The sequence below is a fragment of the Bradyrhizobium cosmicum genome (genome assembly GCF_032290525.1).
Lineage (GTDB): Bacteria > Pseudomonadota > Alphaproteobacteria > Rhizobiales > Xanthobacteraceae > Bradyrhizobium > Bradyrhizobium cosmicum_A.
Genome location: NZ_JASXTA010000028.1, coordinates 49147 through 75100, shown reverse-complemented (window position 1 = coordinate 75100; position 25954 = coordinate 49147). Strand labels below are relative to the sequence as shown.

The 25954-nt window shown below is 65.4% G+C and carries 20 protein-coding genes; 10 read left to right on the top strand and 10 right to left on the bottom strand.

Translation table 11 applies throughout. The features are described from left to right. Nucleotides 1-10: 10 nt before the first annotated feature. The 5 genes from QSV46_RS34350 to QSV46_RS34330 form a co-directional block, all read right to left on the bottom strand. Nucleotides 11-1894, bottom strand: coding sequence for a flagellar protein (locus QSV46_RS34350; protein ID WP_314962117.1), 1884 nt, complete (start codon nucleotides 1892-1894; stop codon nucleotides 11-13). Between the two features lie 21 nt (nucleotides 1895-1915). Further along, nucleotides 1916-3799, bottom strand: a complete 1884-nt coding sequence (gene flgK / locus QSV46_RS34345; RefSeq protein WP_314962115.1) for a flagellar hook-associated protein FlgK — start codon at nucleotides 3797-3799, stop codon at nucleotides 1916-1918. 34 nt (nucleotides 3800-3833) lie between these two features. Further along, entirely contained in the window at nucleotides 3834-6086 is a 2253-nt protein-coding gene (locus QSV46_RS34340) for a flagellar hook-basal body complex protein (RefSeq protein ID WP_314962112.1), read from the bottom strand. 292 nt (nucleotides 6087-6378) lie between these two features. Next, a complete protein-coding gene (gene msrB / locus QSV46_RS34335) occupies nucleotides 6379-6891 on the bottom strand; it encodes a peptide-methionine (R)-S-oxide reductase MsrB (RefSeq protein WP_314962109.1) in 513 nt (170 codons plus the stop codon). Between the two features lie 86 nt (nucleotides 6892-6977). Further along, nucleotides 6978-8423, bottom strand: a complete 1446-nt coding sequence (locus QSV46_RS34330; RefSeq protein ID WP_314962105.1) for an FAD-binding oxidoreductase — start codon at nucleotides 8421-8423, stop codon at nucleotides 6978-6980. 95 nt (nucleotides 8424-8518) lie between these two features. On the opposite strand from QSV46_RS34330, the gene QSV46_RS34325 reads away from it, so the two are divergent. After that, nucleotides 8519-9055 carry a SixA phosphatase family protein gene (locus QSV46_RS34325; RefSeq protein WP_314962103.1) on the top strand — a complete coding sequence of 179 codons (537 nt, stop codon included), beginning with the start codon at nucleotides 8519-8521 and terminating at the stop codon, nucleotides 9053-9055. Between the two features lie 72 nt (nucleotides 9056-9127). After that, nucleotides 9128-9553 (top strand): universal stress protein, encoded by a 426-nt coding sequence (locus QSV46_RS34320; protein ID WP_314962100.1) that lies wholly within the window; start codon nucleotides 9128-9130, stop codon nucleotides 9551-9553. A 1043-nt stretch (nucleotides 9554-10596) separates the two neighbouring features. Here the strand turns inward: QSV46_RS34320 and QSV46_RS34315 are convergent. Next, nucleotides 10597-10836 (bottom strand): DUF1127 domain-containing protein, encoded by a 240-nt coding sequence (locus QSV46_RS34315; RefSeq protein WP_314962098.1) that lies wholly within the window; start codon nucleotides 10834-10836, stop codon nucleotides 10597-10599. Nucleotides 10837-11021: 185 nt separating this feature from the next. Between QSV46_RS34315 and QSV46_RS34310 the strand changes: the two genes are divergently transcribed. Next, nucleotides 11022-12365 (top strand): PLP-dependent aminotransferase family protein, encoded by a 1344-nt coding sequence (locus QSV46_RS34310; protein WP_314962095.1) that lies wholly within the window; start codon nucleotides 11022-11024, stop codon nucleotides 12363-12365. Nucleotides 12366-12373: 8 nt separating this feature from the next. On the opposite strand, the gene QSV46_RS34305 is transcribed toward QSV46_RS34310, so the two are convergent. Both QSV46_RS34305 and QSV46_RS34300 read right to left on the bottom strand, forming a co-directional pair. Continuing rightward, nucleotides 12374-12973 (bottom strand): YdcF family protein, encoded by a 600-nt coding sequence (locus QSV46_RS34305; RefSeq protein ID WP_314962092.1) that lies wholly within the window; start codon nucleotides 12971-12973, stop codon nucleotides 12374-12376. A 62-nt stretch (nucleotides 12974-13035) separates the two neighbouring features. Next, nucleotides 13036-13665 carry a hypothetical protein gene (locus tag QSV46_RS34300; RefSeq protein ID WP_314962089.1) on the bottom strand — a complete coding sequence of 210 codons (630 nt, stop codon included), beginning with the start codon at nucleotides 13663-13665 and terminating at the stop codon, nucleotides 13036-13038. Between the two features lie 14 nt (nucleotides 13666-13679). On the opposite strand from QSV46_RS34300, the gene QSV46_RS34295 reads away from it, so the two are divergent. Next, nucleotides 13680-14114, top strand: a complete 435-nt coding sequence (locus tag QSV46_RS34295) for a hypothetical protein (RefSeq protein ID WP_314962087.1) — start codon at nucleotides 13680-13682, stop codon at nucleotides 14112-14114. Between the two features lie 4 nt (nucleotides 14115-14118). On the opposite strand, the gene QSV46_RS34290 is transcribed toward QSV46_RS34295, so the two are convergent. Then, nucleotides 14119-16518, bottom strand: a complete 2400-nt coding sequence (locus tag QSV46_RS34290; protein ID WP_314962085.1) for an EAL domain-containing protein — start codon at nucleotides 16516-16518, stop codon at nucleotides 14119-14121. Between the two features lie 232 nt (nucleotides 16519-16750). Further along, nucleotides 16751-17257 carry a ferritin-like domain-containing protein gene (locus tag QSV46_RS34285; protein WP_314962082.1) on the bottom strand — a complete coding sequence of 169 codons (507 nt, stop codon included), beginning with the start codon at nucleotides 17255-17257 and terminating at the stop codon, nucleotides 16751-16753. Between the two features lie 419 nt (nucleotides 17258-17676). On the opposite strand from QSV46_RS34285, the gene QSV46_RS34280 reads away from it, so the two are divergent. From QSV46_RS34280 to gudD, 6 genes are all read left to right on the top strand, one after another. After that, nucleotides 17677-18759: a YbhN family protein gene (locus tag QSV46_RS34280; RefSeq protein WP_314962080.1), complete on the top strand. Its 1083-nt coding sequence runs from the start codon at nucleotides 17677-17679 to the stop codon at nucleotides 18757-18759. A 77-nt stretch (nucleotides 18760-18836) separates the two neighbouring features. After that, nucleotides 18837-20789 carry a hypothetical protein gene (locus QSV46_RS34275; RefSeq protein ID WP_314962079.1) on the top strand — a complete coding sequence of 651 codons (1953 nt, stop codon included), beginning with the start codon at nucleotides 18837-18839 and terminating at the stop codon, nucleotides 20787-20789. Between the two features lie 337 nt (nucleotides 20790-21126). Beyond that, nucleotides 21127-22467 (top strand): MFS transporter, encoded by a 1341-nt coding sequence (locus tag QSV46_RS34270; protein WP_314962077.1) that lies wholly within the window; start codon nucleotides 21127-21129, stop codon nucleotides 22465-22467. A 125-nt stretch (nucleotides 22468-22592) separates the two neighbouring features. Continuing rightward, on the top strand, nucleotides 22593-23498 hold the full coding sequence (locus QSV46_RS34265; RefSeq protein ID WP_314962075.1) for a LysR substrate-binding domain-containing protein: 906 nt from the start codon (nucleotides 22593-22595) through the stop codon (nucleotides 23496-23498). 129 nt (nucleotides 23499-23627) lie between these two features. After that, nucleotides 23628-24572: a 5-dehydro-4-deoxyglucarate dehydratase gene (gene kdgD, locus QSV46_RS34260; protein ID WP_314962072.1), complete on the top strand. Its 945-nt coding sequence runs from the start codon at nucleotides 23628-23630 to the stop codon at nucleotides 24570-24572. A 26-nt stretch (nucleotides 24573-24598) separates the two neighbouring features. Next, on the top strand, nucleotides 24599-25942 hold the full coding sequence (gene gudD, locus QSV46_RS34255) for a glucarate dehydratase (RefSeq protein WP_314962070.1): 1344 nt from the start codon (nucleotides 24599-24601) through the stop codon (nucleotides 25940-25942). Nucleotides 25943-25954: the final 12 nt, after the last annotated feature.

The window sequence follows — 25954 nt, the reverse complement described above, 5'->3', positions numbered from 1 at the left end:
TAACGCATCCTTACAGGAACTTGACGAGCGAAAGCTGCGACAGGTTCGAGGTCACCTGGTAGGACGCCTGGAGCGCGTTCTGAAGCGCCAGGATTTCGCTCGCCACCTGGTCCGGCGGGGCCGATTCCGCCTGGTCGATGATGGACTGGAGCTGCGCCTTGGCCTGGGTCTGGCGCGTGCCCGCGTCCTTCATCGCGTTCTGGGCCATCGCAAGGTCGGTCTGGATGTCCTCGATGCGCTGCTCGCCCGGCTGCTTCGTCAGCGCCTGGGTCGTGCGCAGGCTCAGCGCGGCGACCTGCCCGCCCGCATATTGTCCTGTCGGCGAGGTCGAGAACGTCCCGAACACCGCGATCGCCTGCAACTGCTTGCGGATCGCGTCCTCGTCGGCCTGCGCGCCATATTGCACCGTGACGGAATCGTCGACGCGCGCCATGGCAGTGGAGCGCGGCGAGCCGGGCCCGTCATTGCCGGTGTACCATTTCACGGTAGTGGCCGAGCCGTTGACGAGCGTCGTCGCCGCGCTCGCCGGCGAAGAGCCGACTCGCAGCGGCGGCTGCGTTGCCGTGACGGGCGTCGAGCTGAAACCGAGCGCACTCAGCGCGCCCGTGTTCGAGGTCGTGATGTTGAGGCTCGCCGCATCTTCGGTGTTGATCGTGATCGAACCGCCATGCACGGTCGAAGGCTTCGACGTGCCGGTGATCGCGTCGACCTTGCTCATCAGCGTCCGGATGCTGTCGCCGACGTTGAGCTGATTGCCGGTCGCGCCCGAGGCCACGAAGGTCAGCGTGGTGCCATTCACGGTGATGGTGTCGCCGGCGACGAAGCCGGGCGAGATCGAATCCGAAGGGCTCGCCCCAGACAGAGTGGTTGCTCCGGTGATGGGGACCGGCGGCGCCGCCTGATTGTTGACGGGCGCACCGATCGCCGAGCTTGCGGTATTGAAGAAATTGTCGCCCGCGACGATCGCAGATGCCGCCACCAGCGAGGTGTTGGCGAGCTTCTTGATCGCGGTGTTCAGCGCGGTGTTGAGGTTCGTCGCGGTATTGTTCGGGTTGACCGGGACGCTCGCGTCGATCGCAAAACTGCCGAGCGGCGTCGGCGTGGCCGACGACGCGGTCAGGTCGATCTGCTCGGTCGAACCATCAGGCAGCGTGAACTGGACGCTCAGCTTGTCGCCGTTAGCAGGGTTGACGCCGTTGAGATCGACCGAGAACGACACCGGCGAGCCGCTCGGGCCGGTGACGGTCGCCCCCGTCAGCGTCGAGGACACTGCCGCGATCTTGAGCCCGAACGGCGAGCCGGCGACGTCCTCGGACACCTGCACCGAGCTCGCGGTCGGCTGCGTCTGCACCAGCCGTCCCATGCCGTTGGCGCCGAGGTCGGCGGATTGACGCTCCGCCATGACGGTCTTGAAGCCCGCCTGCGTGGTGGTGCCGTTGATGATGTCGCCGGCATTGGCGACCGACTGCGTGTTGAACGCGGTCCCGGAGAACAGATAGCGGTTGCCCGCCTGCGTGTTGAGAACGCCGACCATCGAGCCGAATTGCGCGGCTGCGGTGTTCTGCGCGACGGTCTGGCCGTTGACGTTGAGATCCTGCGCGGTGTTGGCCGAGCCGGTCTGCACCGTGTTGCGGATCGTCGTGAGCGACTGGAGCGCGGTGTTGGCGAGGTTGATGTTGACGTTGACGTTGGTCATCGTGTCGGTATAGGCGGCGATGTTGGAGAGCTGCGCGCGCCCTGCGATCGCAAAGCCCTCGTTGGTGCCCATCCCGGAATAGTTCTGCGACAGCTTGCCGGTCGAAAGCTGCGTCGACAGGTCGGTGAGCTGCTGATTGATGTTGCGGATCTGCGAGCCGAGAACCGACGAAGAGTAATTGATGCTGCTGATCGACATGTTTCAGAGCCCTGTTACTTGTTACACTTGAGCCTGGAGCAACGTGTTCATCATGCTCTGCACCACCGACATGACGTGGGCGTTGGCGGCATAGGCATTCTGGAGCTGGATCAGGTTCGACATCTCGGAATCCAGGTTGACGCTGGAGGTCGAGTTGAACTTCGCCTGAAGCGTCGAGACCACGACGCTCTGGCCCTGCTGGAGCTGGGTGGCCTGGGTCGCGGCATTGGCCTGAACGCTCAGGAACTGCTGCAGATAGTTCGAGACGCTGCCGGTGAAGGGCTGGCTCGCCGAACCGAGACCGGTTTGCGGTGAATAGGAGAACACGGCATTGGTGAGCTGCGAGTAGAGATAGTCCGAGCGCGTGGTGTCGCCCGCGGGCGTCACCGGCGAGGTGTTGTAGACCGACAGTCTGGTCGGATCGGCGGCGAGCTGCGTATTCACTGCGATGCGGCCGGCAAGGCCCGTCATCTGCGAGCCCGATGCCGTGATGGCGCCGGTGTAGAGCGCCTGGCCGCCGTCGGTGAACAGCGGCAGTTGCGGATTGCCCGAGGTCAGCGACGAGATCGTCTTGGTGATCGAGGACGAATTGACCTTGGCAAGGCCGCTATTGTCATCGGTGACCCGCAGCGTCGTCGCCGTCGCCGGTGACGGGGCGGCGGAGAAAGTCAGATGCGCACCCGACAGCGCGGTGTTGAGCGCGGAGGCGATCGCACCCATGCCGCCGGCGAAGTTCACGCCGATCTGCATCGGGTTGGCATTGGTGGCGTTCTGCAGCGGCAGCGCGGCCGGATCGGCCACGTTGACCAGCGTGATCTGGCGCTGCGTGTTGGTCGTCGTGTCCGTATAGCTGATGTTGACGGTGTTGCCCGGCTGCGCGCCGGCAAGGTCGATATCGAAACCGGCCGGCGGGCCCGTGACGGTGGTGCCGGCCGTGGACTTGTCCGAGAGCGCGCTCGACATCGCGGCGGCGAGCTGGTCGATCTGGTTCTGTGCCTGCACCAACGTCTGGTCGCGCAGCTTGAGATCGGCCGCGATCTGGCCGGAAGAGACCACATTGTTGGCGACGACGTCGATCGACGAGCCGTTCGGCAGCTTGATGTTGAAAGCGCCGACGCCGGACTTGGCCGGATCGAGATTGTATTGCGAGGTCGCCGATAGCGCACCGGCCGACGCGAAGGAGAATTGCGAAGCGAGCCCCGCGCCGACGAGCTGAATGCCGGTGGTGGTGTAGATGTTGGCCTGGTTCGAGCCGTCGGTGGTGACGCGGACGTCGACATATTTCGACAGCGTGTTGATGGCCTGGTCGCGCTGATCCATCAGCGTCGCGGCCGAGGGGTCGTTGGCCGACAGGCCCTGCAGCTTGGTGTTGATGTCGGCGACCTGCTGCATCGCCAAATTGGCCGCTTGTGCCGAGCTGCCGAGATCCTGCTCGACGTTGGAGCGCAGCGACTGGATGCCCTTGGTGGTGACATTGAGCTGCTGCGCCAGCGTCTGCGCCGCGCCGAGCGCGACCCTCTGCGCCGACGACGAGCCGGCGCTGGTCGACAGCGCCTGCAGCGCCGTGGTGAAATTGTTCAGCGCGGTTTCGAGCGTGCCGCTGTTGCCGGGCGTGCCGTAGACATTCTGAAGCTGCTTCAGAATGTTGGCCATCTGGTCGGCGTAACCGCTGCCGCCGGTCTCGGTCCGGAGCTGATTCAGCACATAGGTATCGAGCTCCCGGCTGACGCCGGTCGTCATGGCCGTGGAGCCGAAGTCGCCGGTGGTGACCTCGATCTGGTTCGGCGTCTGGACGATGTAACCCGGCGTCTGCGAGTTGGCGACGTTCGAGGAGACGATCGAGAGCGCAGCCTGGTTGGCACGCAGGCCGCTCATCGCACTGGCGAGGGCTGAACTCAAACCCATGTTACTTGCCGCCTTTGGTTACGTCACGCGCCGATCAGCGCAATACGTTCAGAAGGTCCTGCACCATCGAATTCGCCGTCGTGATCACCTTGGTGTTGGCCGAATAGGCCTGCTGGGTCACGATCAGCTTGGTGAATTCATCGGCGATGTCGGTGTTCGAGCCTTCCAGGGACGAGCCGCTGATGCTGCCGGACGCGCCGTCGATCGCGTCGCCCGACTGTTCGGTCGCGGCATAGGCGCCGCCGTCCATCGCCTTCAGGTAGTTGGTGCCGTTGAAGTGCGACAGCGTCACCTGGGCGAGGTTGAGGTTCTGGCCGTTGGAGAACGTGCCGACCACGAGGCCGCTGTTGTTGACGGAGACCGAACGGAGCTGACCGGCGGCGTAGCCGTTCTGCGTGATGGTGTTGATGGTCACCGCGCCGCTGGTGCTCGCGTATTGCGTCAGCCCGCCCGAGGAGATGTTGAAGGCGACCGAGCCGAGCTGCTGACCGCTGACGGCGACGTTGTTGATGGTGATGCCCGAGCCGCTCGGCGATGTCAGCGAACCGTCGCTGGCAAAGGTGAAAGCCTGTCCGGTGTTGACCCAGGCCACTTCGGTGCCGGTCGCGTTCGGATCGGTCTGGTAGAACAGATTCCAGGTATCGGCATGACCCGCGCCCAGCGAGGCACTGTCCGTCTTGGCCCAGCGCAATTGCAGGTTCACCGGCGTGCCGGCGGCGTTGTAGGCGGTGACCGCGCCACCGCTGATCGATTCCTTGGTGAAGGTCGAGACGTCGTTGCCGATCACGCCACCGGTGCCGGCGGTGCCGCCGCCATTGCGGTTCTTGGTGATGGTCGAGGTGAAACCGAGCGCGGCGAAGGCGGCGCTGTTGGAGCTGGAGACCGACAAATTGGCCGCCGTGCCGGTGTTTAGCGTGATCACGCCGCCGCTGCTGACGGCCGAGCCCGAAGCGCCGGCGAGCGCATCGATCTTGCCGAGCAGGGTCGTGATGTTGTCACCGATGTTGATCTGGTTCGGACCCGAGGCGCCCGAGGCCATGAAGGTCAGCGTCTGACCGTCGACGGTGATGGTGTCACCGGCGGCGAAGCCCGACGAGAGCACCTGGGCGCCGCCGGCCGTCGCGGAGCCGCTCAGCACCGTGGCGCCGGAGATCGCCGGCGAGGACAGCACGTTGCCGCCGCGCGTCACGCTAGTGATGCCGAGGGCCGTGGATGCCGTGCCGCTGCCGACCGCCACGTCGGTGCCGGTGCCGCTGGAGATCTGGATGTTGCCGCTGGCGGAGAGCGAGGCCGTGACGCCGGCACCGCCGGCAGTCTGGATCGCGTTCAGGATGCTGGCCACGGTGGCCGTCGTGCCTGCGCCGAGACCGATCGTGGTGTTGCTGCCGACGGTCGAGACGGTGGTGCCGGCATCGAAGGTAATCGTGTTGCCGTTGATCGTCAGGGTCTGGCCGCTCAGTGCGGTGAGGATGCTGGAGGCGAGATGCGTGCCCACGGTGTTGTCGAGCGACGTGGAGGTCGAAGCCACCGCGGACGAGTTGTTCTGGAGCGCAACCGTGCCCGTGCCCGTCGTCGACGAATAGGCGGAGCGGATGTTGCCTGTGGCGGCCGCACCGGACGCCGTCGCGTTGGTGTAGGGCGCGGGCGGCGTGCCCACCGGCAGCGGGTTGGCCGCGAAATCGGATGGGTTGAGACCACCTTCCGCCAGCAGCGTGCCGCTCGCCGCCGTCGTGCTGGCCGAGGTGTTCGGCTGGGTCGGCAGGTTCGCCGCGTACTGGATCGAGGTCGTCGCCTGCGCCGGGATGAAATTGTTCTGGAATTGCAGCACGGTCGACACGCTGCCGGTCGGGTTGCCGGTCTTGGAGTCGACCGCGACGCCCATCAAATAGTAGCCGGCGCCGTTGACCAGATTGCCGTTGGCATTGAGCTGGAAGTCGCCGCGGCGGGTGTAGTAGGTGACGCCGCTGAACACCGGCACGTTGTCGACGGTGCCGGTCGCCTTCTGGATCGAGAAGAAGCCGTCGCCCGTGATCGCCATGTTGGTGGCGACGCTTGAGGACGAGATCGTGCCCTGCGTGGTGATGGTCGCCTTCGCATTGGCCGTCACGCCGCCCGCGACCTGCTTGCTCGGTGTGGAGGAGTCGGGAATGAGGTCGACGAAGCTGGTGCCGATGCCCTTGTAACCGGTGGTGGATGAGTTCGCGATGTTGCCGGAGATGTTCTGAAGCGCGTAGGACTGCGCTTGCAGGCCACCCACCGAGGTGTTCATTGCATCGAAGATACCCATAACTTTGTCTCCAGATCCGATCTCGGCGGCCGGTCGACCATGGCCGCAGTCGGGAGAGACTGTCGCAAGGGCTATGCCAATGCGGGTTTCTTCGTAAAATCAACGATTTAAACAAACAGGCCCCGGTCGGCTGACCGGGGCACAATTGCCGGGCCGGCAACAATTGCCGGGACATCGGGTCATTCCGGGGCGGTCCGCAGGACCGAACTCTGGTGCGCAATTGCGCACCTGAGAATCTTGAGATTCCGGATTCGATGCTCACGCAGCGCTCCGGAATGACTCCAGCGAAGCCTTACGTCGCCGACGCCGACGCGGGGTGGAACACCAGCCCGAAACCGTCGATGCAGTAGCGCAGTCCGGTCGGCTTCGGGCCGTCGTCGAAGACGTGGCCGAGATGGCCGCCGCAGCGCCGGCAATGCACCTCGGTGCGGAGCATGCCGTAGGTGCGGTCCTCGGTCTTGCCGACATTGCCCTCGATCGGCTGGTAGAAGCTCGGCCAGCCCGTGCCGCTCTCGAACTTGGTCTCGGAGGCAAACAGCGGCAGGTCGCAGCCGGCGCAGGCGAAGATGCCCTTGCGGTGCTCCTTGAGCAGCGGGCTGGAGCCCGGCCGCTCGGTGCCCTCCTTGCGCAGGATTTCGTATTGCTGCGGCGTGAGCTGGGCGCGCCACTCGGCGTCCGTCTTCTCGATCTCGAATTTCTTCGCTGCCTTCTCGCCGGCCTCGGCAGGTGTCGCTCTCAGCCAGCGGAACGCCGAAAGGCCGAACAGGCCGGCGACAGTGGTCAACAGGATGCGGCGGTCAAACATCTCATTCTCCGTGCGCGGAAAGTCCACGCTCTGAGATACGGGCTCTTGCAGCCGACGTTACACTTTCGGCCGGAGTTTTTCTCACGTTATCGCGAGATGCCGTCATCTTGCGTAACGGGTTCCACTGCTTTGGGCGGCGGGGCCGGCCGCGGCCGAACACCGGGCGGCGGCCGGCGCGGACCGGTGCCGGCGGCCCGGTTGGCTTCGGCCAGCCGCGCCTCGCGTTCCCTGTCCTTGACCCGGGCCCGCTCGCGGTAGCGGGCGAGCGAGCCTGCGGCGGCGGAGCTTGCCCTGCCCCAGATTCCGACCATTTGGCCGGCGACGCGTCCGGTGGCGCCGCCCGCCCAGACCAGCTCGAACGGCAAGAACAGCTTCCAGCGCTCGTCGCCCCACAGGATGCCGCGCGCGATCAACTGTCCGGCCATGGCCGAGGTATTCATTCCCTGGCGGCCGAACCCGCTTGCCACCCACAGGCCTTTGCGCAACTGGCCGATTTGCGGCATGCCGTGCACGGTCTGGCCGGTGGCGCCGCCGAACGTATCGGTGATCTCGACATTGCCGAGCTCAGGGAAGATCGACCGGATCCGCCGCCTGATGCTGCCGGCAAAGCGCTGCGGACGCGCGGCCCAGGTGGTCTCCGGGCTTTCCCACATCAGCCGGTCGCCATCGACGACACGAAAATGGTCGACGCCGTCGGAATCCAACACCGAGCCCTTGAAGCCAATGATCTCGTGCACGCGCTCGCCGAGCGGCGCGGTGATCCCCGCATAGCGCCAGACCGGCAGCAGCGTCTCCGACAGGCGCTTCAGGGGCGCGCCGAGATGGATGTTGCCGGCGAGCACGATGTGGGTGGCGCGCAGCCGCGCCGAGGGCGTGACGATGCGCTTGCGGATGCCGGAATGGTCGATGCTGACCACCGGCGTATCCTCGAAGATGCGGGCACCTGCCCGCCGCGCCAGCGCCGCAAGGCCGTGCACATATTTGCGGCCGTCGACCTGGAACGCCCGGGGATAGTACACGCCGTGGAAATAATGATCGGTCTTGAGAGCCTCGCGGACGCGGTCGATCTGCCAGCCCTCGACCTCGGTGTCGAAATCCTCGTTCAGCATCTGCAGGCGGCTGATCAACCGGTCGCCGGCATCGACGTTGGAGACCTCCAGCACGCCGCTGCTCGGGCCGATCCCCGGCATGTTCGCCTGCGTGGCGTTGGCCCGGACGAACTCGGCGCCCTCCTTCGACAGCGACCACAATTCGCGCGCGTCCTCGAAGCCGATGCGCTCGATCAGGTCGGCGAGCGGCAACGCAAAGCCCGGCATCACGGCGCCGAGCTGGTTGCCGGAGGCGTTCCAGCCGATATGGCGGCCCTCGAGCACCGCGACGCTGGCCCCGAGCCGGGCCGCCTCGAGCGCGATCGAGAGCCCGGCAAGGCCTGCCCCGATCACGCAGATGTCGGCGTCGAGATCAAACGACAGTCGCGCCCGTTCACGAAAGCCGGCTTCGTCCTGGGATACGCTTGTGAAAGTCTCGCTCATGTCGTTTTCTTCTTAGAGGACTGTGCAGGCGCTTGTCACCTTGCCCTCAACCGGCGCCTGTAGATTATCCTGGACAGGAATGATTCGAGAATGCCATGCGCCGTTTGATGCTGCTGCGTCACGCCAAGACCGAGACTGACGCGCCGAGCGGCCGTGACCAGGATCGCCGGCTCGACGACCGCGGCCACAAGGACGCCGCACGGATGGGCGACTGGATCGCCGCCCATCCCCCCTTCCCCGACACCGTGCTGGTCTCGCATGCCGTCCGCGCCCGGCAGACCTGGGACATCGCCTGGGAGATGATGAAGGACCGCGTCCCTGCGCCGCAGGTCGAGGTCCTGCCCGAACTCTACGGCGCCGATCCGGCGCAGATCCTGGACTCCATTCGCACCGCAACCGCCCCGGCCGCCCCGAAGCAATTGCTGCTGGTTGCCCACAATCCCGGCATGCACGAGGCCGCGCTGATGCTGATGGGTGGTGGCGATCCGGCCGGCGCCAAGGCGCTCGCCGACAACCTGCCCACCGCGGGGCTTGCGATCTTCGACTTTGATGTCAAGGATTGGGGTGACGTGGCCTACCGCCGCGGCAAACTGGTGCTGTTCGTCAGCCCCAAGCTGCTTCGATCGGATTGAGACGCGGGCCGTCTCGACCGGTTGATCCAGCCTGGTCACAAGACTTCCTGACTGGAAGATTTGGAGGCGCAGATGTTCAAGTCCATTCTCGTGCCCATCGACCTCTCCGACACCGACCTCGCCAAGCCGGCGATCGCAACCGCGGCGACGCTGTCGCAGACCTGGAGCGGCACCGTGCGCCTGCTCAACGTGCTGCCGATGACACCGGTGATGCTGGCCGAATATGTGCCGGCCGATTTCGACGAGCAGCAGCGCCAGACCTCGGAGGAAGCCCTCGCCATCGTCGCGCGGGAATCCGGGATCGAGGCCTCGCGCATCTCCAGCGTGGTTCGCCAGGGCGGCATCTACCACGAGATCCTGGAGGAAGCCGTGCACATGAAGGCCGATCTGATCGTGATGACCTCGCATCGGCCGGCGATGCGCACCTATTTTCTCGGCTCCAACGCCGGGCACGTCGTGCGCTACGCCAAGTGCTCGGTGCTGGTGGTCAGGCACTGAGAGCAGTTCCGGACTCTCTTCGTAGCCCGGATGGAGCGCAATGAACAACGCTCTCGTGCCCCGGACGCGGCGCAGTGCTTCTTCAGCGGTGCGCTGCAGAGCCGGGGCCCATGCATCAGCGAGTGCTACGGCCTGCTGGGTCCCGGCTCTGCGCAGCAACGCCATAGCGTGTCGAAGACGCGCGTCAACGCGCTTATGAGCGTTGCAACGCGTCCGGGACACGAGAGCCTCGCGGCCCGGATTACGCTTGCGCTCCATCCGGACCACAAGCCCTAGCGTTGCCTGTCAGGCAAAACACTCAAGCTGCCGGTCAATCCGCACCACCAAAAATATTCCGCTTTACCGAAATTCGGAAACGGCGTAGATGTCGCCTCACTCCGGCCCAAGGAAGAGGGGCGTATCGCGATCGTCACGAACGCGGGCCGGACGGCGGTGGACGCAGGCCACATCGGCGCGAAGGGTTTCGCAGGGCGGGCAACCGTGAGCGAGGACGTCGCGCACACGACCGGTGTGGCTTGCGTACGGCAAAATCGTGTGGTCCTGACGCCCGGGGTCTGTGCGTCAAGTCTTGTGGTGATGTGTACTGCCCAACTGGGCGGGCGCATCAGTTATCTGCAAGGCGACGGGGGCAATAGTGCATCGCTCCCCGGGGAGATCACGACATAAGCCGTAAAACCACTGCGCAGGGAAGGCCGGTTGTTATGGCTTCACCTGTATGCCGCTGTGCAAATTTTTTGACTGCAACGTCGCACAGTGGACCGCGGGTGCCAGCCGGCACCCGGTCTTCCCTGCGCCCTCTTTCATCGGAGGGTGAGCAACCAAGCAAAGCTCGGGCGAAACAAGCCGCGGGGATGCGAGCCCATGTCAGTCGTTCAACAACACTCTCGTGCCCCGGACGCTGCGCAGCACGTAGTGATGCGCTGCAGAGCCGGGGCCCATGCAGCAGCGATTGCCGTGGCCTGCTGGGTCCCGGCTCTGCGCAGCAGCGTAAGAACGCTGCAGCGCGCCCGGGACACGCGAGGAACAATCGCGGCCAAATGAATTCACAGATACCGCGTCAGTTCGGCCCTGAACTGCCCGTACACCGCGTCCTCGATCTGGCTGCGGTTGATCCCGATGTCGCGCAGGGCGCGGTCGTCGAGCTCGTTCAGCGTCTTGACGGCGGAGCGGCGCTCCAGGCGATCGAACAGCGCATGGGCGGCGTTGGCGAGCCTGCCAAAAAAAGATCCACCCGAGGAAGCTGGGCGTAAACTCCGCCCGGCAGTTTGCGAGATCGTGGTCATTTTTCTTCTCCGGCCTTCAGTCCACGCGGCGAAGCGGATGCCGTTGGCGCAGACGCTGGGAGCGCTTGCACCTCATTTGCCATCGGATTGCTCTCGCTCTCCTCGGCTCAATCGCGGACCTTGATGGAACTTAAATGCTCCAGTACACTGCTCGGAGCAAGTAAAACATTGCTCTCGGTGCAATAATGTCCAAGTTCGAGTACGTGAAGCTTGCCGATGCCATTGCCTCGGATATCTCTAACGGCACGTTAAGGCCCGGCGACCGGCTGCCGCCGCAGCGCAATTTTGCCTATGACCGCGGCATCGCCGTCTCGACCGCGAGCCGGGTCTATACCGAGTTGCTCCGCCGCGGTCTCGTCGTCGGCGAGGTCGGCCGCGGCACGTTCATCTCCGGCGACGTCAGGCGCGAGGTCGAGGCACTGAGCGAGCCGCGCGATGCGCGGATCGACTTCGAGGTCAATTACCCGCTGCTGCCGCAGCAATGGGCCATGATCGCCAAGAGCCTCGCGGGGCTGGAGCGCGTCGACGCGCTCGAATCCGCGCTGCGCGTCTCGACCAGCACCGGCACCAAGAGCGCGCGCAATGCTGCCGCCGCCTATCTCGCCCGCAAGGACTTTACGCCGCAGGCCGAGCAGATTGTGTTTACCGCCAACGGCAAGCAATCGCTCGCAGCCGCGCTCGCCGCGCTCGTTCCCACCGGCGGCCGCTGCGGTGTCGAGGCGCTGACTTACCCTTACGTCAAGAGCATCGCCGCGCGGCTCGGCGTGACCCTCGTCCCGATTGCGATCGACGAGCACGGCGCGCGCCCCGACGCGATCCAGAAGGCGCATCGCGAGGCGCATCTGTCGGCGCTGTACCTCCAGCCCATCATCCAGAATCCGCTCGGCGTCACGATGAATGCGACGCGGCGCGCGGACATCTTGCGCGTCGCCGAGAAGCTCGACCTCACCATCATCGAGGACGCCGTCTACGGTTTCCTCGCCGACGACACGCCGCTGGCGGCGCTCGGGCCGGACCGCTGCATCGTGATCGACAGCCTGTCCAAGAAGGTCGCGCCGGGCCTCGCACTCGGCATTCTCGTCACGCCGCCGCATCTGCGCGAGAGCGTGATGAGTGCGGTCCGCACCGGCGGCTGGATCGCCTCGGGCCACGCGCTCGCATCCGGACAGCGGCTGATGGCCGACGGCACCGTCGCCGAGCTGACGCGGCTGAAACGCATCGACGCCGCGCGCCGGCAGCAGACCGCGGCAAGGCTGCTCAACGGCTACCAGCTGGCCGCCGACCCGCGCGCCTATCATCTCTGGCTGACGCTGCCGCCGCACTGGCGTTCGCAGACCTTCGTCGCCGCAGCCGCCCGGCGCGGCATCGCGCTGACGCCGTCCTCGACGTTCGCCATCGCGCATGGACATGCACCGAATGCGGTGCGGCTCGCGCTCGCACCACCATCGCCCGAGCAGCTCGATTCCGGCCTGCGCACGATCGTCTCGCTGCTCGGCACCAAGGAAGAGGATTTCGACTCGACGGAATAGCGCGCTACTCAGCGTTCCGGCCATTCCGCGATGAAGCCCTTCGCCTTGTACGGCTCGATCTTGTCCCACTCGCGCAGCATGCGACGGCGAAACTCGACGTCGGTGTGCCAGAGCGCGCGCGGCGTCGCAAAGCTGTCGACGGTGAGGAGCATCTTCTCAACCTCGGGCCAGTGCCGGTGCAGCGTCATCGGGTAGCGTCGCGCGGTCCAGGTATTACCGAGGCAGATCACGCTGCGGATATTCTGCAGTCCGAGCGCCGCATCGATGATCGGCAGCGAGAAGATCACGTTCTCGCCTGTATTCATCGCGCGATCCTCGCCGAGGATTCTGTCCGCCGGAATGCCCGCTTTGACCATCGCTGCCTTGATGATGGTGCACTCGGATTGCTCCGATCCCGGCGTCACACCGCCGCTGACAATCGACCAGCGAAACAAGCCCTCGCGCCACAGCCTCGCGGCGGTGTCGGCGCGCAAGCCAACGTCCTCGCGGGTGCCAAACAGGAATAACAGGTCGGCCGGCCGGAGTGGCGTATCGATCAGATGCGTGCGGTTGATCCTGGTGATCTCATCTGCCGTCGGCAGACGTGTGCTGCGATCCATGACTGACATGGCCGCAAGATGCGACAGCAGCGCGGGGGTGCGAAGTCACATTTGATTGCGGCCAGTTGCAGCTAGGGCAGCAAGGCCTTCGGCACGCGGTCGAAACGATAGCTCTGCGGCTGGTTGCGCCGCACGAAGCCGCCGACCTGCCAGGTGAACAGCGCGGCAAAGCCGATGATGAAGAGCGCGCCGGCAAACTCGCCGATCAGAAGCGCGCGGATCAATAGCCCCGCCATCGCGATCGTCAGCACCGCCAGGAAAGCCAGCACTGCCGCATAGGTCTTGCGGCCGAGACCGGCTGTGAGCGTCGCGCGGCTGCCCGCCTGTGCCATCCGCGCATGCAATGCGACGATGAAGCTGCGAAAGCCATTGTCCTGCGGCGCCATCAGCGCCGCGGTCTGCCAGCTCGTCGACAGGATCTTGATGCGGCCGCCGCTGCTGTGGCTGACATCGGCGCGAAAGCGGTGCTGTTGCATCGACACCGGGCGGAACGACAATCGGATTGCACCGATCTCGTCATAGCGCCACACGCCCGAGCGGCCGCCGACGTGCCAGGACAGCCCCTCGTCCGTCAGCTCGAAACGATGCGCCGAGCCGATCAGCGACGCCTTGTAGGCATAGCTCGCGCCTTCAGCTCCCGAAACCTGCGTCTTCACAATCAAACCCGTCCGCGATCCGCTTGCGCGATTGCCTCCGCCCATCCTACAAGCAGGGCATGGCTGAGACGATGTTTTTTCCGCGCCGCCTGATTCTCGGCGCCGCCGTGATCTCCGGCGTGCTGCTCGCGCTCGCGGTGCACATGCTGGGCGCGCGTTACGGGCTCGACCTCGGCGGGCTCTGGCACTCCGACACGCATGAATTCATCCCTGCGGGCGCAGCGATCGCCTGGTGGCTGATCGCGACCGTCGGCTTCTCCGGCGGCTACTTCACGGCGAGCTTGATGCAGAGCGCCGTCTCCGGCCAGATCCCGCAGCGAATGCGGCAATTTCTGATCGCGGTTGGCGTGCTCTTGCTTGCGGGTGCGGGCCAGGTGGCCTCGGCGCCGAGCCCGGTCCCGACCGTCTCGGGCGTGCTCGCCGGGCTTGCCGCACTGTGCCTCGGCGCCGTGATGGCGTTCTGCGGCGCACATTTCGCGTTGCGCCGCGGCTAATCCCTTACGCCGACACGCGCAGCCGCGGCCGTTCCAGCATGATCGCCACATCGGAAGCCGGCCGCGGCTTGCTGAACAGATAGCCCTGCGCCTGGGTGCAGCCCTCGCGCCTCAGCAGCTCGAGCTGCGCATCGTTCTCGACGCCTTCCGCCGTGGTGACGATGCCGAGGCTGCGGCCGAGACCGGTCACGGCGCGGATGATGGCCATGGAATCCTCGCGCGTCGCAAGCTCCGACACGAAGGAGCGGTCGATCTTGATCTTGTCGAACGGGAAGCTGCGCAGGTAGCTCAGCGATGAATAGCCGGTGCCGAAATCGTCGAGCGAGATCCGGACGCCCATGGCGCGCAACTCGTGCAGGGTGGTCAGCGTCGCTTCGCTGTTCTGGAGCAGCACCGATTCGGTGATCTCGAGCTCGAGACGGCACGCCGCAAGCCCCGAGGTGGCCAGCGCCTCGGTCACGGATGCGATCAGGTTCGGACCCTTGAACTGGATCGGCGACAGGTTGACCGCGACGTCGACGTCGTCGGGCCATGTGACGGCATCGGCGCAGGCGCTGCGCAGCACGAACTCGCCGAGCTGAACGATGAGGCCGGTCTCTTCGGCGAGCGGAATGAAGTCGATGGGAGCGATCAGGCCGCGCTGCGGATGGTTCCAGCGCAGCAGCGCCTCGAACGCGACGACCCGGTCGCTGGCGACATCGCGGATCGGCTGGTAAAAGGCCTCAAACTCGCTCCGCTGAAGCGCCGCTCGCAGGTCCATTTCCAGCAAGCGCCGCGCCTGCGCGCGCGCATCCATGCCGGTCTCGAAGAAGCGGTATGTGCCGCGGCCGTCCGCCTTGGCGCGGTACAGCGCGAGGTCGGCGTTCTTCAGGAGTTCGTCCGGGTTGCTGCCATCCTGCGGCGACAACGAAATGCCGATCGAGACACCGATGACGATCTGGTGGTCGTCGATCTCGTAAGGAGCCGAGATCACCTCGACCAGACGGCCGGCAAGAACCCTCGCTGCGGCTTCCTCCGAGCGTCCGATCTGGACCACTGCGAACTCGTCGCCGCCAAGCCGCGCTACCGTGTCGTTCTCGCCGACGGTGGCCGTCAGCCTGCGACCGACCTCTTTCAGCAGCGCATCGCCGATCGGATGGCCGAGCGAGTCGTTGATGTCCTTGAAGTGGTCGAGATCCAGACAGAGAACCGCGAGCTGGTCGCTCGACTTCGCGCGGCGCAGGCCCTGCTCGAGCTGCTCGTGGAACAGCACGCGGTTTGGCAGACTGGTCAGCGCGTCATGGCGCGCCATGTGCGAGATCTTGGCCTGCGCCTCCAGCCATTCGGTGATGTCTTCGAACGTGGCGACCCAGCCACCGCCCTGCATCGGCTGGTTGACGACCCGGACGGAGCGGCCGAACCGGTTGACGATGTCGGTCGTGGTGCGGCCCTCCCGCGCGTCGGCGACGAGGCGGGCAAAGAACTCATCCGCGTCGCCCTGCCATCGGCCCTTGGCCTGCTCCTCCTTCAGCACGTCGACGAGCAGGCGGCCGGCGAGCGGGATGTCGGTGCGGCGAAGCATTGCGGCATAGCGGTCGTTGAACAGCAGGATCTTGCCGTCCGCATCGAACATGCACAGGCCCTGCGACATGTTCTCGAGCGCGGTGTCCAGCACGATCTGCTGGCGTCCCAGTTTGCCCTTGGCGCGGCGGTCGAGCAGAGCGGCCGCGAGGGCGATCGCGATGATCGCAACAGCGGCGCTGGCGGTGAGGATGGACAATGAGGCCGGCGGCATCGACAGGCCGCTGATGACGATCGCAGGATCCGGCGTCAGCTCCACCGCACCCATGGCGGTGAAATGATGTGAGACGATGGCAACCGTCAGCAGGACCGTCGCAGTGAGCGCGTTCGTCAGGCTGTCGCGCTGGCTCGCAACGGCCAGGGCAAGCGATCCAAAGACGATTCCGAGGATAATCGAGACCGTCACAGTCCCGGTCGCCCAGCCGATGTGGGCGGGAACCTCGAGCGCCATCATGCCAGTGTAGTGCATGGCGGCAACACCGCCACCGACGACGGCGCCCCCGAGCGCCACCGTGCCTGCTCCCTTCGCCGAGACCGAGATGCTCAGCCCAATGAAGGTGACCGCGATAGCGAAGATCAGCGACAGGATCGTCACCGGTACGTTGTAGGCGCCACCCGCGCCAGGCCCGTAGGCCTGCATCGCGATGAAATGGGTTGCCCAGATGCCGCAGCCGGCGACAATGGCATCAAGCGCGATCCACGCGACACGGGCCCCACCGCTCGCCGCACGTGCGCGGTGAAACAGGCTGATTGCCGCCGCGCTGGCGAGCAGACACACCGCGCCGCCGAGTGCGACCAGACGCCAGTCGTGCTGGTCCGTGAGACAGTAGAGAACTTGATGCATTTGCCGGCCCCTATTCCAAGGCGCACTAGAACCGGCAGAGGTGGACAGTCGGTAACCGGCTATGTGCCGGTTCCAGGAATGGTGAACAGGGAATGTGCGCGGCCGCTCAGATTGCACGCGATTGCGGTCAACGGCAGCACCAGCAGGCTAAGTTCAGCGGCCGAATGATGGATGCCTGTCATGCGAACGCCGCGCGGATGGCCGCGCGGCGCTTTCGTGGTTGCGGCAGGCCCTAGCTCGCTGCGCGCAAATTCACCTTGCTCTCGGCGAGCGCCGTCAGCTTCTTGTCGGTCGCCTTCTCTTCCTCCAGCGTCTTGGCGAGCACGCTGGCACAGTCGTTGCGACCGAGCTGCTTGGCCCAGGCGATCAAGCTGCCGTAGCGGACGATCTCGTAATGCTCCGCGGCCTGCGCCGCGTTGATCAGGGCGGCGTCCAGCACCGCCTTGTCGGCGACTTCGCCTGCGGTGTCGTCGGCTTCCTCGATGATGCCGTCGATCGCCGGGCAGTCGACCGCCTTCACCTGCGCGCCGTGCATCTTGAACACTTCCTCCAGACGCGCCACGTGCTGCTTGGTCTCCTCGAGGTGCGTCAAAAAGCCCTGCTTCAGCTGCGGATCGGTGGCCTTGGCTGCCATTTTCGGCAGCGCCTTGGTGAGCTGCTGCTCGGCATAATAGATGTCCTGAAGCTGATGCACGAACAGGTCGTTCATGGTCTTGATGTCTTTTGTGAACAGTCCCATCGGTCCGCTCCTCTTTCGGTTTCGGGAACACGGAAGGCATCGGCTTACACGAAAAGCCGCATATTCCTGCCGTCTTCGATTGCTGATGGGGCGCTAACCGGCGCACAGCACCGACGTTCCAAAAAAGTGACGTTGCTTGCGCTGGAACAATGCCCGCGACGGACGGACTTGAAACCACATACCGGCGCGCGAGCCGGGCGGAGGTCTCGACTCATATGCTTAACGCGCCCGATGTGAACCGCATATGACAAAGACGGCCGTCGAACGCACAAGCTATCGTTGTCAAGGGCTGCACAAGTCGGTGTTTTTGCCTTAAATGAGCTACATCATGCCTAGCGATCGAAGCCCATTTCGGGCAGTGATCGCACCGACCGGCCAATGTCTGGCTCGTTGGTTCTTGCCCCCCGCCGGGAGGATGAATGCACGGACTGCTGCCCGCGTTGAAACGCGGCTTCAAGAGATGGATTGGCTGGCGACGGCTCGGCGTAGCCGCGAGCGTCTTCATCATCGCCTTCGCGATCACCACCCTGGTGCGGACCCTCAAGGGCATCGATACCGGTGTCATCCTGACCGCACTGACCGAGATTCCCCGCGGCAATATCGGGCTGGCGGCGATCTGCGTCTTCTTCGCGTTCTGTACGCTGACCTTCTACGACTTTTTTGCACTGCGAACGATCGGCAAGAAGCACGTGCCCTATCGCATCGCGGCGCTCTCCAGCTTCACGTCCTATTCGATCGGCCACAACATCGGCGCCACCGTCTTCACCGGGGGGGCGATCCGCTTCCGGATCTATTCGGATTACGGGCTGAACGCGATCGACGTCGCCAAGATCTGTTTTCTGTCGGGCCTGACCTTCTGGCTCGGTAACATCTTCGTGCTCTCGATCGGAATGGTCATCCATCCGGATGCCGCCTCCGCGATGAACCAGCTTCCAAACGCGATCAACAGGCTGATCGCCTTGGGCGGCCTCGCCGCGATCGGCGCCTATCTGGTCTGGCTCTGCATGGGCGAGAAGCGCCGCGAACTCGGCCAGAAAGGCTGGAAGGTGGTTCTGCCGTCAGCGCCGCTGACGCTGGTGCAGATCCTGATCGGCGTGGTCGATCTCGGCTTCTGCGCACTGGCGATGTACCTGCTGGTGCCGGCCAGTCCGCATATCGATTTCCTGTCGCTCGCCGTCGTCTTCATCCTGGCGACGCTGCTCGGCTTTGCCAGCCACGCCCCGGGCTCACTCGGCGTGTTCGATGCCGCCATGCTGGTGGCGCTGCCCGAATTCGGCCGCGAGGAGCTGCTGGCGACGCTGCTGGTGTTCCGCATCCTCTATTTCGTGATCCCGTTCGGCCTTGCCATCTCCATCATGGGCGCGCGTGAGCTCTGGATGAACGTCGTCGAGCCGTGGCAGGAGCGGCGGCGGCTGGCCGAGGCCTGCGCGCAGGCCAATTTGCCCAAACAGGTGGCGGCGATGGAGCGCGAGCGGTCATTGCGGCAGGCCAACAAGCGGTAAAGGCGGTCAGACAAAGGTTGCAGGCGGAGCAATGCTCTCTTATTTCCGCCTCAACTTTGCCGTTGAACACGCAGGCCATGATCCCTCCATCCCTTCGTACCTTCTCCGCAGGCGCCCTGCTGCTCGTCGGGATTCTGAGCGCTTTGCCGTCCGAGCGCGCAGCCGCGCAGGACGCCGGCGCCATGCAAATCTCCTGGGAGGTACGCAACCGCTTCCGGCTGTTCCGCGAGGAGCGCGACTTCCTGCTCCATGTCGAGAACGCGCGTAACCGCAGCATCCTCGCCGCCGAGCAGTCGCTGGAGCTTCAGAGCGAGGGTCGCGGCTGGGCCCGCAACATGGTCAATCGGCTCTGCATCGACCTTCAGGGCCGGGTCAACCAGCCCTGCACCCGCGACAATGTCAATGAGAACTACCTCACCCCGATCGACCACCCCGTCACCGTGCGCCTGACCGGCTCGGTGCCGGTCGGCGCCACCTGTGCCTGGTCGTTCGACGATGGCGACGGGCCGCAGACCTCCACCTTCGACTGCGCCGAGCCGATCAATCTGCGCGTTCGCTACGGCAAGCAGACGGTCGCGAGCGTCGACGTCTCCTCCGGCTCGAATCCGATCCAGCGCGTCCAGGCCGAGATCCAGGTCCGCGACATCTTCGTTGCGGGCCTCGGGGACAGCATCGCCTCCGGCGAAGGCAATCCGGACCGGCCGCTGGCGCTGTCCGACGAGGGCTTCTGCTTCCGCTCCTATCTCGGCACCGCCGGCGCGCAGTACTATCGGCCGAGCCGCCACGGCTTCAAAGGCGGCCGCGCCTGCGAGGCGCCGGATACGCTCGCCAACTGGCAGCGCTACAGCGCGCTCTGGTTCAATTCGCCCTGCCATCGCTCGCTCTACAGCTATCAGGCCCGCACCGCGCTGGCGCTCGCGGTGCGCTACACCCACGTTGCGGTGACCTTCCTGCCGCTCGCCTGCACCGGCGCCAGCATCGGCGACGGGCTGCTCGGCTCGCAGCGCGCCCGCGAATGCCCGCCCGGCAAGACCGGCGTCTGCAACACCAGCGTGAACGCGCAGGTCGCCGAGCTGCGCGAGGCGCTCACCGCCGCAAAGAAGCGCCAGCCGGACCGCACGCTCGACCTCGTGCTGCTCTCGATTGGCGCCAATGACGTCTACTTCTCCGGCCTGGTCGCCGACGTCATCGTCGATACCGCGACCGAGCGCGCGCTGTTCCGCCGCTCCGGCGTGATGGCGAGCGTCGACGATTCCCGCGACGCGCTGGCGCGCGAGCTGCCGCAGAATTTCGTCAAGCTGCGCGAAGCGCTGAAGCCGCTGGTCGGCGGCGACCTCTCCCATGTGGTCTACGTCTCCTACGCCAATCCCGCGCTCGCGGATGGCGGCGTGCCCTGCCGCGGCGGCCGCGCAGGCTTCGACATCCATCCGTCGTTCAACGCCGATCCGCAGCGCCTCGCCCGGATCTCGACCTTCGTCGACACGGAATTTTTGCCGCAACTAAAGGGCCTCGCCACTTGCACTCGTGGCGCGCTGTGCCGCGATCCCGAAGCCGACCGCATGACCTTCGTGGATTCGCATCAGGCCGCATTCGCCGATCACGGCTTCTGCGCCCATTCGGGCAACGATCCCGAATTCGACCGCACGTGCTTTGCCGAGAACGGCCAGAGCTTCAATCCCGACATCGTCAGCGCGGCGAGCCAGCCGATGCTGTGCGGCCGCGGCGCCTCGGAGTACCGCGCCTATCTGCCCCGCGCGCGCTGGATCCGCGACGCCAATGACAGCTATTTTGCCGCGATGACCTATCCGCAAGGCTTGCCGGCCGCGAGCCAGCCGACCGACATCCACGACGCGACCTGGGGCGTGCTCTCCGCCGTCTATGGCGGCGCGGTGCATCCGAGCGCCGAAGGCCATGCCGCGATGGCGGATGCAGCCCTGCCGGCCGCGAGCGCCGTGCTCGGCCTCGATGCGGCGCCGCCAAACGTGACGCGCGGATTCCTGCCGCAGCTGTTGCCGAACGCGCAGCAGTAGGAGCGAAGACCAACTCTCTCCTCGCCGTCATTGCGAGCGCAGTTCGCGCCCTCCACACTACCGTGTCATCGCCCGCGCGTGGCGCGCGATCCAGTACTCCGTGACGGACGTGATTTAATCGAGAGGCCGCGGCGTACTGGATTCTCCGCCTTCGCAGGGAATGACAGCGGAGAGCGTGGCGAGCGCGTTCGCAATCTCCACGCATCGTTCCCTCCACCTGCCGTTCCATCAATCCAAAAACGGCATCGATCGATACTCCCTTCAACTTGGACACTCTGCCGCGCGCGCCTCTAGGACTCGCGGTGAGGAAACATTTCGAGTTCTAAGGAGGCGCCCGATGAGCGCAGTGGTGTCCGCAACGGACGTGAGGAGGTCTCGCGTCAGGCTGTTCATCGTGACCATGTTGTTCCTGGTCACCACCGTGAATTATGCCGACCGCGCCACGCTGTCGATCGCGGGCCCCGCGCTCTCCAAGGAGCTGCATCTCGATTCCGTCGCCATGGGCTGGGTCTTCTCGGCGTTCGGCTGGTCCTATGTGATCGCGCAGGTGCCCGGCGGCTGGCTGCTCGACCGCTACGGCTCGCGCCTCGTCTATGCCTTCAGCATCATCGTCTGGTCGCTGTTCACGATGATGCAGGGCTGGGTCGGCTTCTTCAGCGCCGGCACCGCCATTGCCGTGCTGTTCGGCTTGCGCTTCCTGGTCGGCATCGCCGAAGCCCCCTCCTTCCCCGCCAATGCCCGCATCGTCGCGGCCTGGTTTCCCAGTAGCGAGCGTGGCACCGCGTCGGCGTTCTTCAACTCGGGGCAGTATTTCGCGACCGTGATCTTTGCCCCGCTGATGGGCTGGATCGCGCACGCCTACGGCTGGCGCTTCGTGTTCTTCGCGATGGGCGCGCTCGGCATCGTCATGGGCCTCGTCTGGATCAAGACCATCTACGGCCCGAAGGAGCACCCCGGCATCAACGACGCCGAGTTCGATTACATCAAGGAAGGCGGCGCGCTGGTCGATCTCGATGCGCCCAAGGACGAGCGCGCGCCGGAGTCCGGCTCGGGGTGGGACCACATCCGCCAGCTGCTCTCCAACCGCATGATGCTCGGCGTCTATCTCGGCCAGTACTGCATCAACACGCTGACCTATTTCTTCCTGACCTGGTTTCCGGTCTATCTCGTCAAGGAGCGCGGCCTGTCGATCCTGCAGGCCGGATTCGTGGCGACGCTGCCGGCGCTGTGCGGCTTCATCGGCGGCGTGCTGGGCGGCATCATCTCGGATGCTATCCTGCGCAGGACCGGCTCGCTGACCATGGCGCGCAAGATCCCGATCGTCGGCGGCATGCTGCTGTCGATGTCGATCATCGCCTGCAATTATGTCGAGGGACAGGCGCTGGTGGTCGGCTTCATGGCACTCGCCTTCTTCGGCAAGGGCATCGGCGCGCTCGGCTGGGCCGTGGTCTCCGACACCTCGCCCAAGGAAGCCGGCGGCGTCTCGGGCGGCCTGTTCAACACCTTCGGCAACCTCTCCTCGATTTCTACGCCGATCGTCATTGGCTACATCCTGGCTGCGACCGGCTCCTTCAACGGCGCATTGCTGTTCGTCGGCGCCAATGCGCTGGTCGCCGCTTTCGCTTATCTCGTCATCGTGGGCAAGATCGAGCGGGTGGTGCTCAAACGTTCCTCCTGAGCACTCCGGACATCGGAGTGGGACAGGCAACTCAACGGCGGCTCAAAAGGCCGCCGTCTTTGTTTTGGGAGTGATCGATGCTAGAAGCCCCGGGGAAACGCCTTATTCATCTAAGGCATGTATCGATGTTCGACCTCAACCAGCTCCGCTGCTTCGTCACGGTGGCCGAAGAACTGCATTTCGGCCGCGCGGCCGCGCGGCTGAACATGACCCAGCCGCCGCTGTCCCGGCAGATCCAGGTGCTCGAGCACATCATCGATGCCCCGCTGCTGGAGCGCACCAGCCGCTCCGTGCGCCTGACACCTGCGGGGCGCAGCTTCCTGCCCGAGGCGCGGCGCATCCTGAAGCTGGCGGAGAGCGCCTCGCAGGTCGCGCGCCGGATCGCGCTCGGCAAGACCGGCTCGGTGAAGATCGGCTTCACGGCGGCGGCCGCCTATGGCTTCCTTCCGGAGCTGGTCGCGGCCTGCCGCGCCAAACTCCCCGAGGTCGATTTCTCGCTGAAGGAGATGGTCTCCGGCGACCAGTTCGAGGCGCTCAGTTCCGGCCAGATCGATGCCGGCCTGCTCAGGCCGCCGATCGCGCGCCCCGAAGTGGCCAGCCGCCGCGTCGTCGCCGAGCCCCTGCTCGCCGCGATCCCGAAAAAGCATCCGCTGGCGAACGCGGAGAGCATCACCATCAAGGATTTCGACGACCAACCCTTCGTGATGTATTCGCCCTATGAGAGCCGCTACTTCCACGACCTCCTGGTGGCGCTGTTCACCCGCGCCGACGTGCTGCCGCGCTATGTTCAGCATCTCAGCCAGATCCACTCGATCCTCGCCATGGTTCGCGCCGGCCTCGGCCTTGCCATCGTGCCGGCCGCGGCGGCCAGCCTGAAGATTGCCGACGTGCGGCTGCGGCCGTTGAAGCTGCGCACGCGCGTCCCGGTCGAGCTGTTCATGGTCTGGCGTCGCGACGACGAGAATCCGCTGCTGTCGGCGCTGATCAAGATCGCCGGTGAATTGTCCTCCGCGGAGACCGTGGAAGATTGATACTGATTTCGCATTGGTCGATATAGGCTTTGGCTTGGACGCGCATCGAACGGTCTCCTAAACAACGGCGCATGGACGCGCGGCTTTCTGCTTGCGTCCTCCACAACACGAGACAAGGGAGCAGCGCCCATGAGCAAGATGACCCCGCAGGAAATGGCCCAGAAGATCGGATCTGGCCTCCTGTCCTTCCCCGTCACGCCGTTCAAGGCTGACTACTCTTTCGACGAGGCGACCTACCGCGCCAACATGGACTGGCTGTGCGGCTATGACGTTGCCGGCCTGTTCGCCGCCGGCGGCACCGGCGAGTTCTTCTCGCTGACCCCGTCTGAAGTCCCGCAGGTGGTCAAGATCGCCGTCGACGAGACCAAAGGCCGCGTGCCCGTGCTCGCCGGCACCGGCTACGGCACAGCGATCGCGCGCGAGATCGCGATCGGCGCGGAAAAGGCCGGCGCCGACGGCCTGCTGCTGCTGCCGCCCTACCTCACCCATTCCGAGCAGGACGGCCTTGCCGCCCATGTCGAGGCGGTCTGCGCCTCCGTGAAGATCGGCGTCATCGTCTACAACCGCGACAACGCCATCCTCCAGCCCGACACGCTGGCCCGCCTCGCCGAGCGCTGCCCCAACCTGGTCGGCTACAAGGACGGCATCGGCGACATCGAGCTGATGACCCGCGTCTACACCAAGCTCGGCGACCGCCTGACCTACGTCGGCGGCCTGCCAACCGCCGAGACCTTTGCGCTGCCCTATCTCGACATGGGCGTGACGACCTATTCGTCGGCCGTGTTCAACTTCGTTCCGGAGTTCGCCACCAACTTCTACGCCGCCGTGCGCAAGCGCGATCATGCGACGATCCATGCCGGCCTGAAGAATTTCATTCTGCCGCTGATCGAGATCCGCAACCGCAAGAAGGGCTATGCGGTCTCGATCATCAAGGCCGGCATGAAGGTGATCGGCCGCGATTCCGGCCCGGTCCGTCCGCCGCTGACCGATCTCACCGAGTCCGAGATCGCGGAACTGACCGCGCTGGTGAAGAATCTGCCCGCCATCCGATCGTCACAACAGGCTGCAGAATAACGGACGACAACACGGAGGAGCGTGCGATGGCCCGGACTGATATCTCTGGCGCACCGGTCGTCACGGCAATGCAGGTGATCCCGGTCGCGGGCCGCGACAGCATGCTCCTCAATCTGAGCGGCGCGCACGCGCCGTTCTTCACCCGCAACATCGTCATCCTCACCGACAATGCCGGCCACACCGGCGTCGGTGAGGTGCCGGGCGGACAGAAGATCTGGCAGACGCTCCAGGACGCCCGCGATCTCGTGATCGGCAAGACCGTCGGTGCGATGAACAACATTTTGGCCGACATCCGCTCCGCGTTCGCCGACCGCGACGCCGGCGGCCGCGGCAAGCAGACCTTCGACCTGCGCGTCATGATCCACGCGGTCACCGCCATCGAGTCCGCTCTCCTCGACCTCCTCGGCCAGCATCTCAACCTGCCGGTCGCCGCCCTGCTCGGCGAAGGCCAGCAGCGCAGCAGCGTCGAGACCCTCGGTTATCTCTTCTTCGTCGGCGACCGCCGCAAGAGCAAGCTCGACTATGTCAGCGGCGAGACCGGCAAGGCGGAATGGTTCAACCTCCGCCATCAGGAGGCGATGACGCCCGAGACCGTGGTGCGGCTCGCGGAAGCCACCCACGACCATTACGGCTTCGCCGACTTCAAGCTCAAGGGCGGCGTGCTGCGCGGCGAGCAGGAGATCGAGGCTGTCACCGCCATCGCAAAACGGTTTCCCAATGCGCGCGTGACGCTGGACCCCAACGGCGCTTGGTCGCTCGACGAGGCCATCAGCCTCTGCAAGGACATGTACGGCATCCTCGCCTATGCCGAGGACCCTTGCGGCGCCGAGGCCGGTTTCTCCGGCCGCGAGATCATGGCCGAGTTCCGCCGCGCCACGGGCCTGCCGACTGCGACCAACATGATCGCGACGGACTGGCGGCAGCTCTCGCATGCATTGCGTCTGGGGGCGGTGGACATTCCGCTGGCCGATCCCCATTTCTGGACCATGCAGGGATCGGTGCGCGTGGCCCAGACCTGCCGGGACAACGGCCTGACCTGGGGCTCGCACTCCAACAACCACTTTGACATTTCGCTCGCCATGTTCACCCATGTCGGTGCCGCCGCCCCCGGCAAGGTCACCGCGATCGACACCCACTGGATCTGGCAGGACGGCCAGGCGCTCACCAAGGAGCCGCTCCAGATCAAGGGAGGCAAGATCGCGGTGCCGGAGCGTCCGGGCCTCGGCATCGAGATCGACCGCGCCGCCATCGAGGCCGCGCATGAGCTCTACAAACAGCATGGACTCGGCGCCCGCGATGACGCTATGGCCATGCAGGACCTGATCCCCGGCTGGACCTTTGACGACAAGCGTCCCTGCCTCGTTCGGTAAGAAACTCTGGAG

What these genes read in the sequence shown, in the direction of transcription:
- QSV46_RS34265 (WP_314962075.1), top strand. Translation starts at nt 22,593, where the DNA reads ATGTTCGACCTCAACCAGCTCCGCTGCTTCGTCACGGTGGCCGAAGAA.
- kdgD (WP_314962072.1), top strand. Translation starts at nt 23,628, where the DNA reads ATGAGCAAGATGACCCCGCAGGAAATGGCCCAGAAGATCGGATCTGGC.
- msrB (WP_314962109.1), bottom strand. Translation starts at nt 6,891, where the DNA reads ATGTTTGACCGCCGCATCCTGTTGACCACTGTCGCCGGCCTGTTCGGC.
- QSV46_RS34280 (WP_314962080.1), top strand. Translation starts at nt 17,677, where the DNA reads ATGCACGGACTGCTGCCCGCGTTGAAACGCGGCTTCAAGAGATGGATT.
- QSV46_RS34310 (WP_314962095.1), top strand. Translation starts at nt 11,022, where the DNA reads ATGTCCAAGTTCGAGTACGTGAAGCTTGCCGATGCCATTGCCTCGGAT.
- QSV46_RS34320 (WP_314962100.1), top strand. Translation starts at nt 9,128, where the DNA reads ATGTTCAAGTCCATTCTCGTGCCCATCGACCTCTCCGACACCGACCTC.
- QSV46_RS34290 (WP_314962085.1), bottom strand. Translation starts at nt 16,518, where the DNA reads ATGCATCAAGTTCTCTACTGTCTCACGGACCAGCACGACTGGCGTCTG.
- QSV46_RS34285 (WP_314962082.1), bottom strand. Translation starts at nt 17,257, where the DNA reads ATGGGACTGTTCACAAAAGACATCAAGACCATGAACGACCTGTTCGTG.
- flgK (WP_314962115.1), bottom strand. Translation starts at nt 3,799, where the DNA reads ATGGGTTTGAGTTCAGCCCTCGCCAGTGCGATGAGCGGCCTGCGTGCC.
- QSV46_RS34295 (WP_314962087.1), top strand. Translation starts at nt 13,680, where the DNA reads ATGGCTGAGACGATGTTTTTTCCGCGCCGCCTGATTCTCGGCGCCGCC.
- gudD (WP_314962070.1), top strand. Translation starts at nt 24,599, where the DNA reads ATGGCCCGGACTGATATCTCTGGCGCACCGGTCGTCACGGCAATGCAG.
- QSV46_RS34350 (WP_314962117.1), bottom strand. Translation starts at nt 1,894, where the DNA reads ATGTCGATCAGCAGCATCAATTACTCTTCGTCGGTTCTCGGCTCGCAG.
- QSV46_RS34300 (WP_314962089.1), bottom strand. Translation starts at nt 13,665, where the DNA reads ATGGGCGGAGGCAATCGCGCAAGCGGATCGCGGACGGGTTTGATTGTG.
- QSV46_RS34330 (WP_314962105.1), bottom strand. Translation starts at nt 8,423, where the DNA reads ATGAGCGAGACTTTCACAAGCGTATCCCAGGACGAAGCCGGCTTTCGT.
- QSV46_RS34315 (WP_314962098.1), bottom strand. Translation starts at nt 10,836, where the DNA reads ATGACCACGATCTCGCAAACTGCCGGGCGGAGTTTACGCCCAGCTTCC.
- QSV46_RS34275 (WP_314962079.1), top strand. Translation starts at nt 18,837, where the DNA reads ATGATCCCTCCATCCCTTCGTACCTTCTCCGCAGGCGCCCTGCTGCTC.
- QSV46_RS34340 (WP_314962112.1), bottom strand. Translation starts at nt 6,086, where the DNA reads ATGGGTATCTTCGATGCAATGAACACCTCGGTGGGTGGCCTGCAAGCG.
- QSV46_RS34305 (WP_314962092.1), bottom strand. Translation starts at nt 12,973, where the DNA reads ATGTCAGTCATGGATCGCAGCACACGTCTGCCGACGGCAGATGAGATC.
- QSV46_RS34325 (WP_314962103.1), top strand. Translation starts at nt 8,519, where the DNA reads ATGCGCCGTTTGATGCTGCTGCGTCACGCCAAGACCGAGACTGACGCG.
- QSV46_RS34270 (WP_314962077.1), top strand. Translation starts at nt 21,127, where the DNA reads ATGAGCGCAGTGGTGTCCGCAACGGACGTGAGGAGGTCTCGCGTCAGG.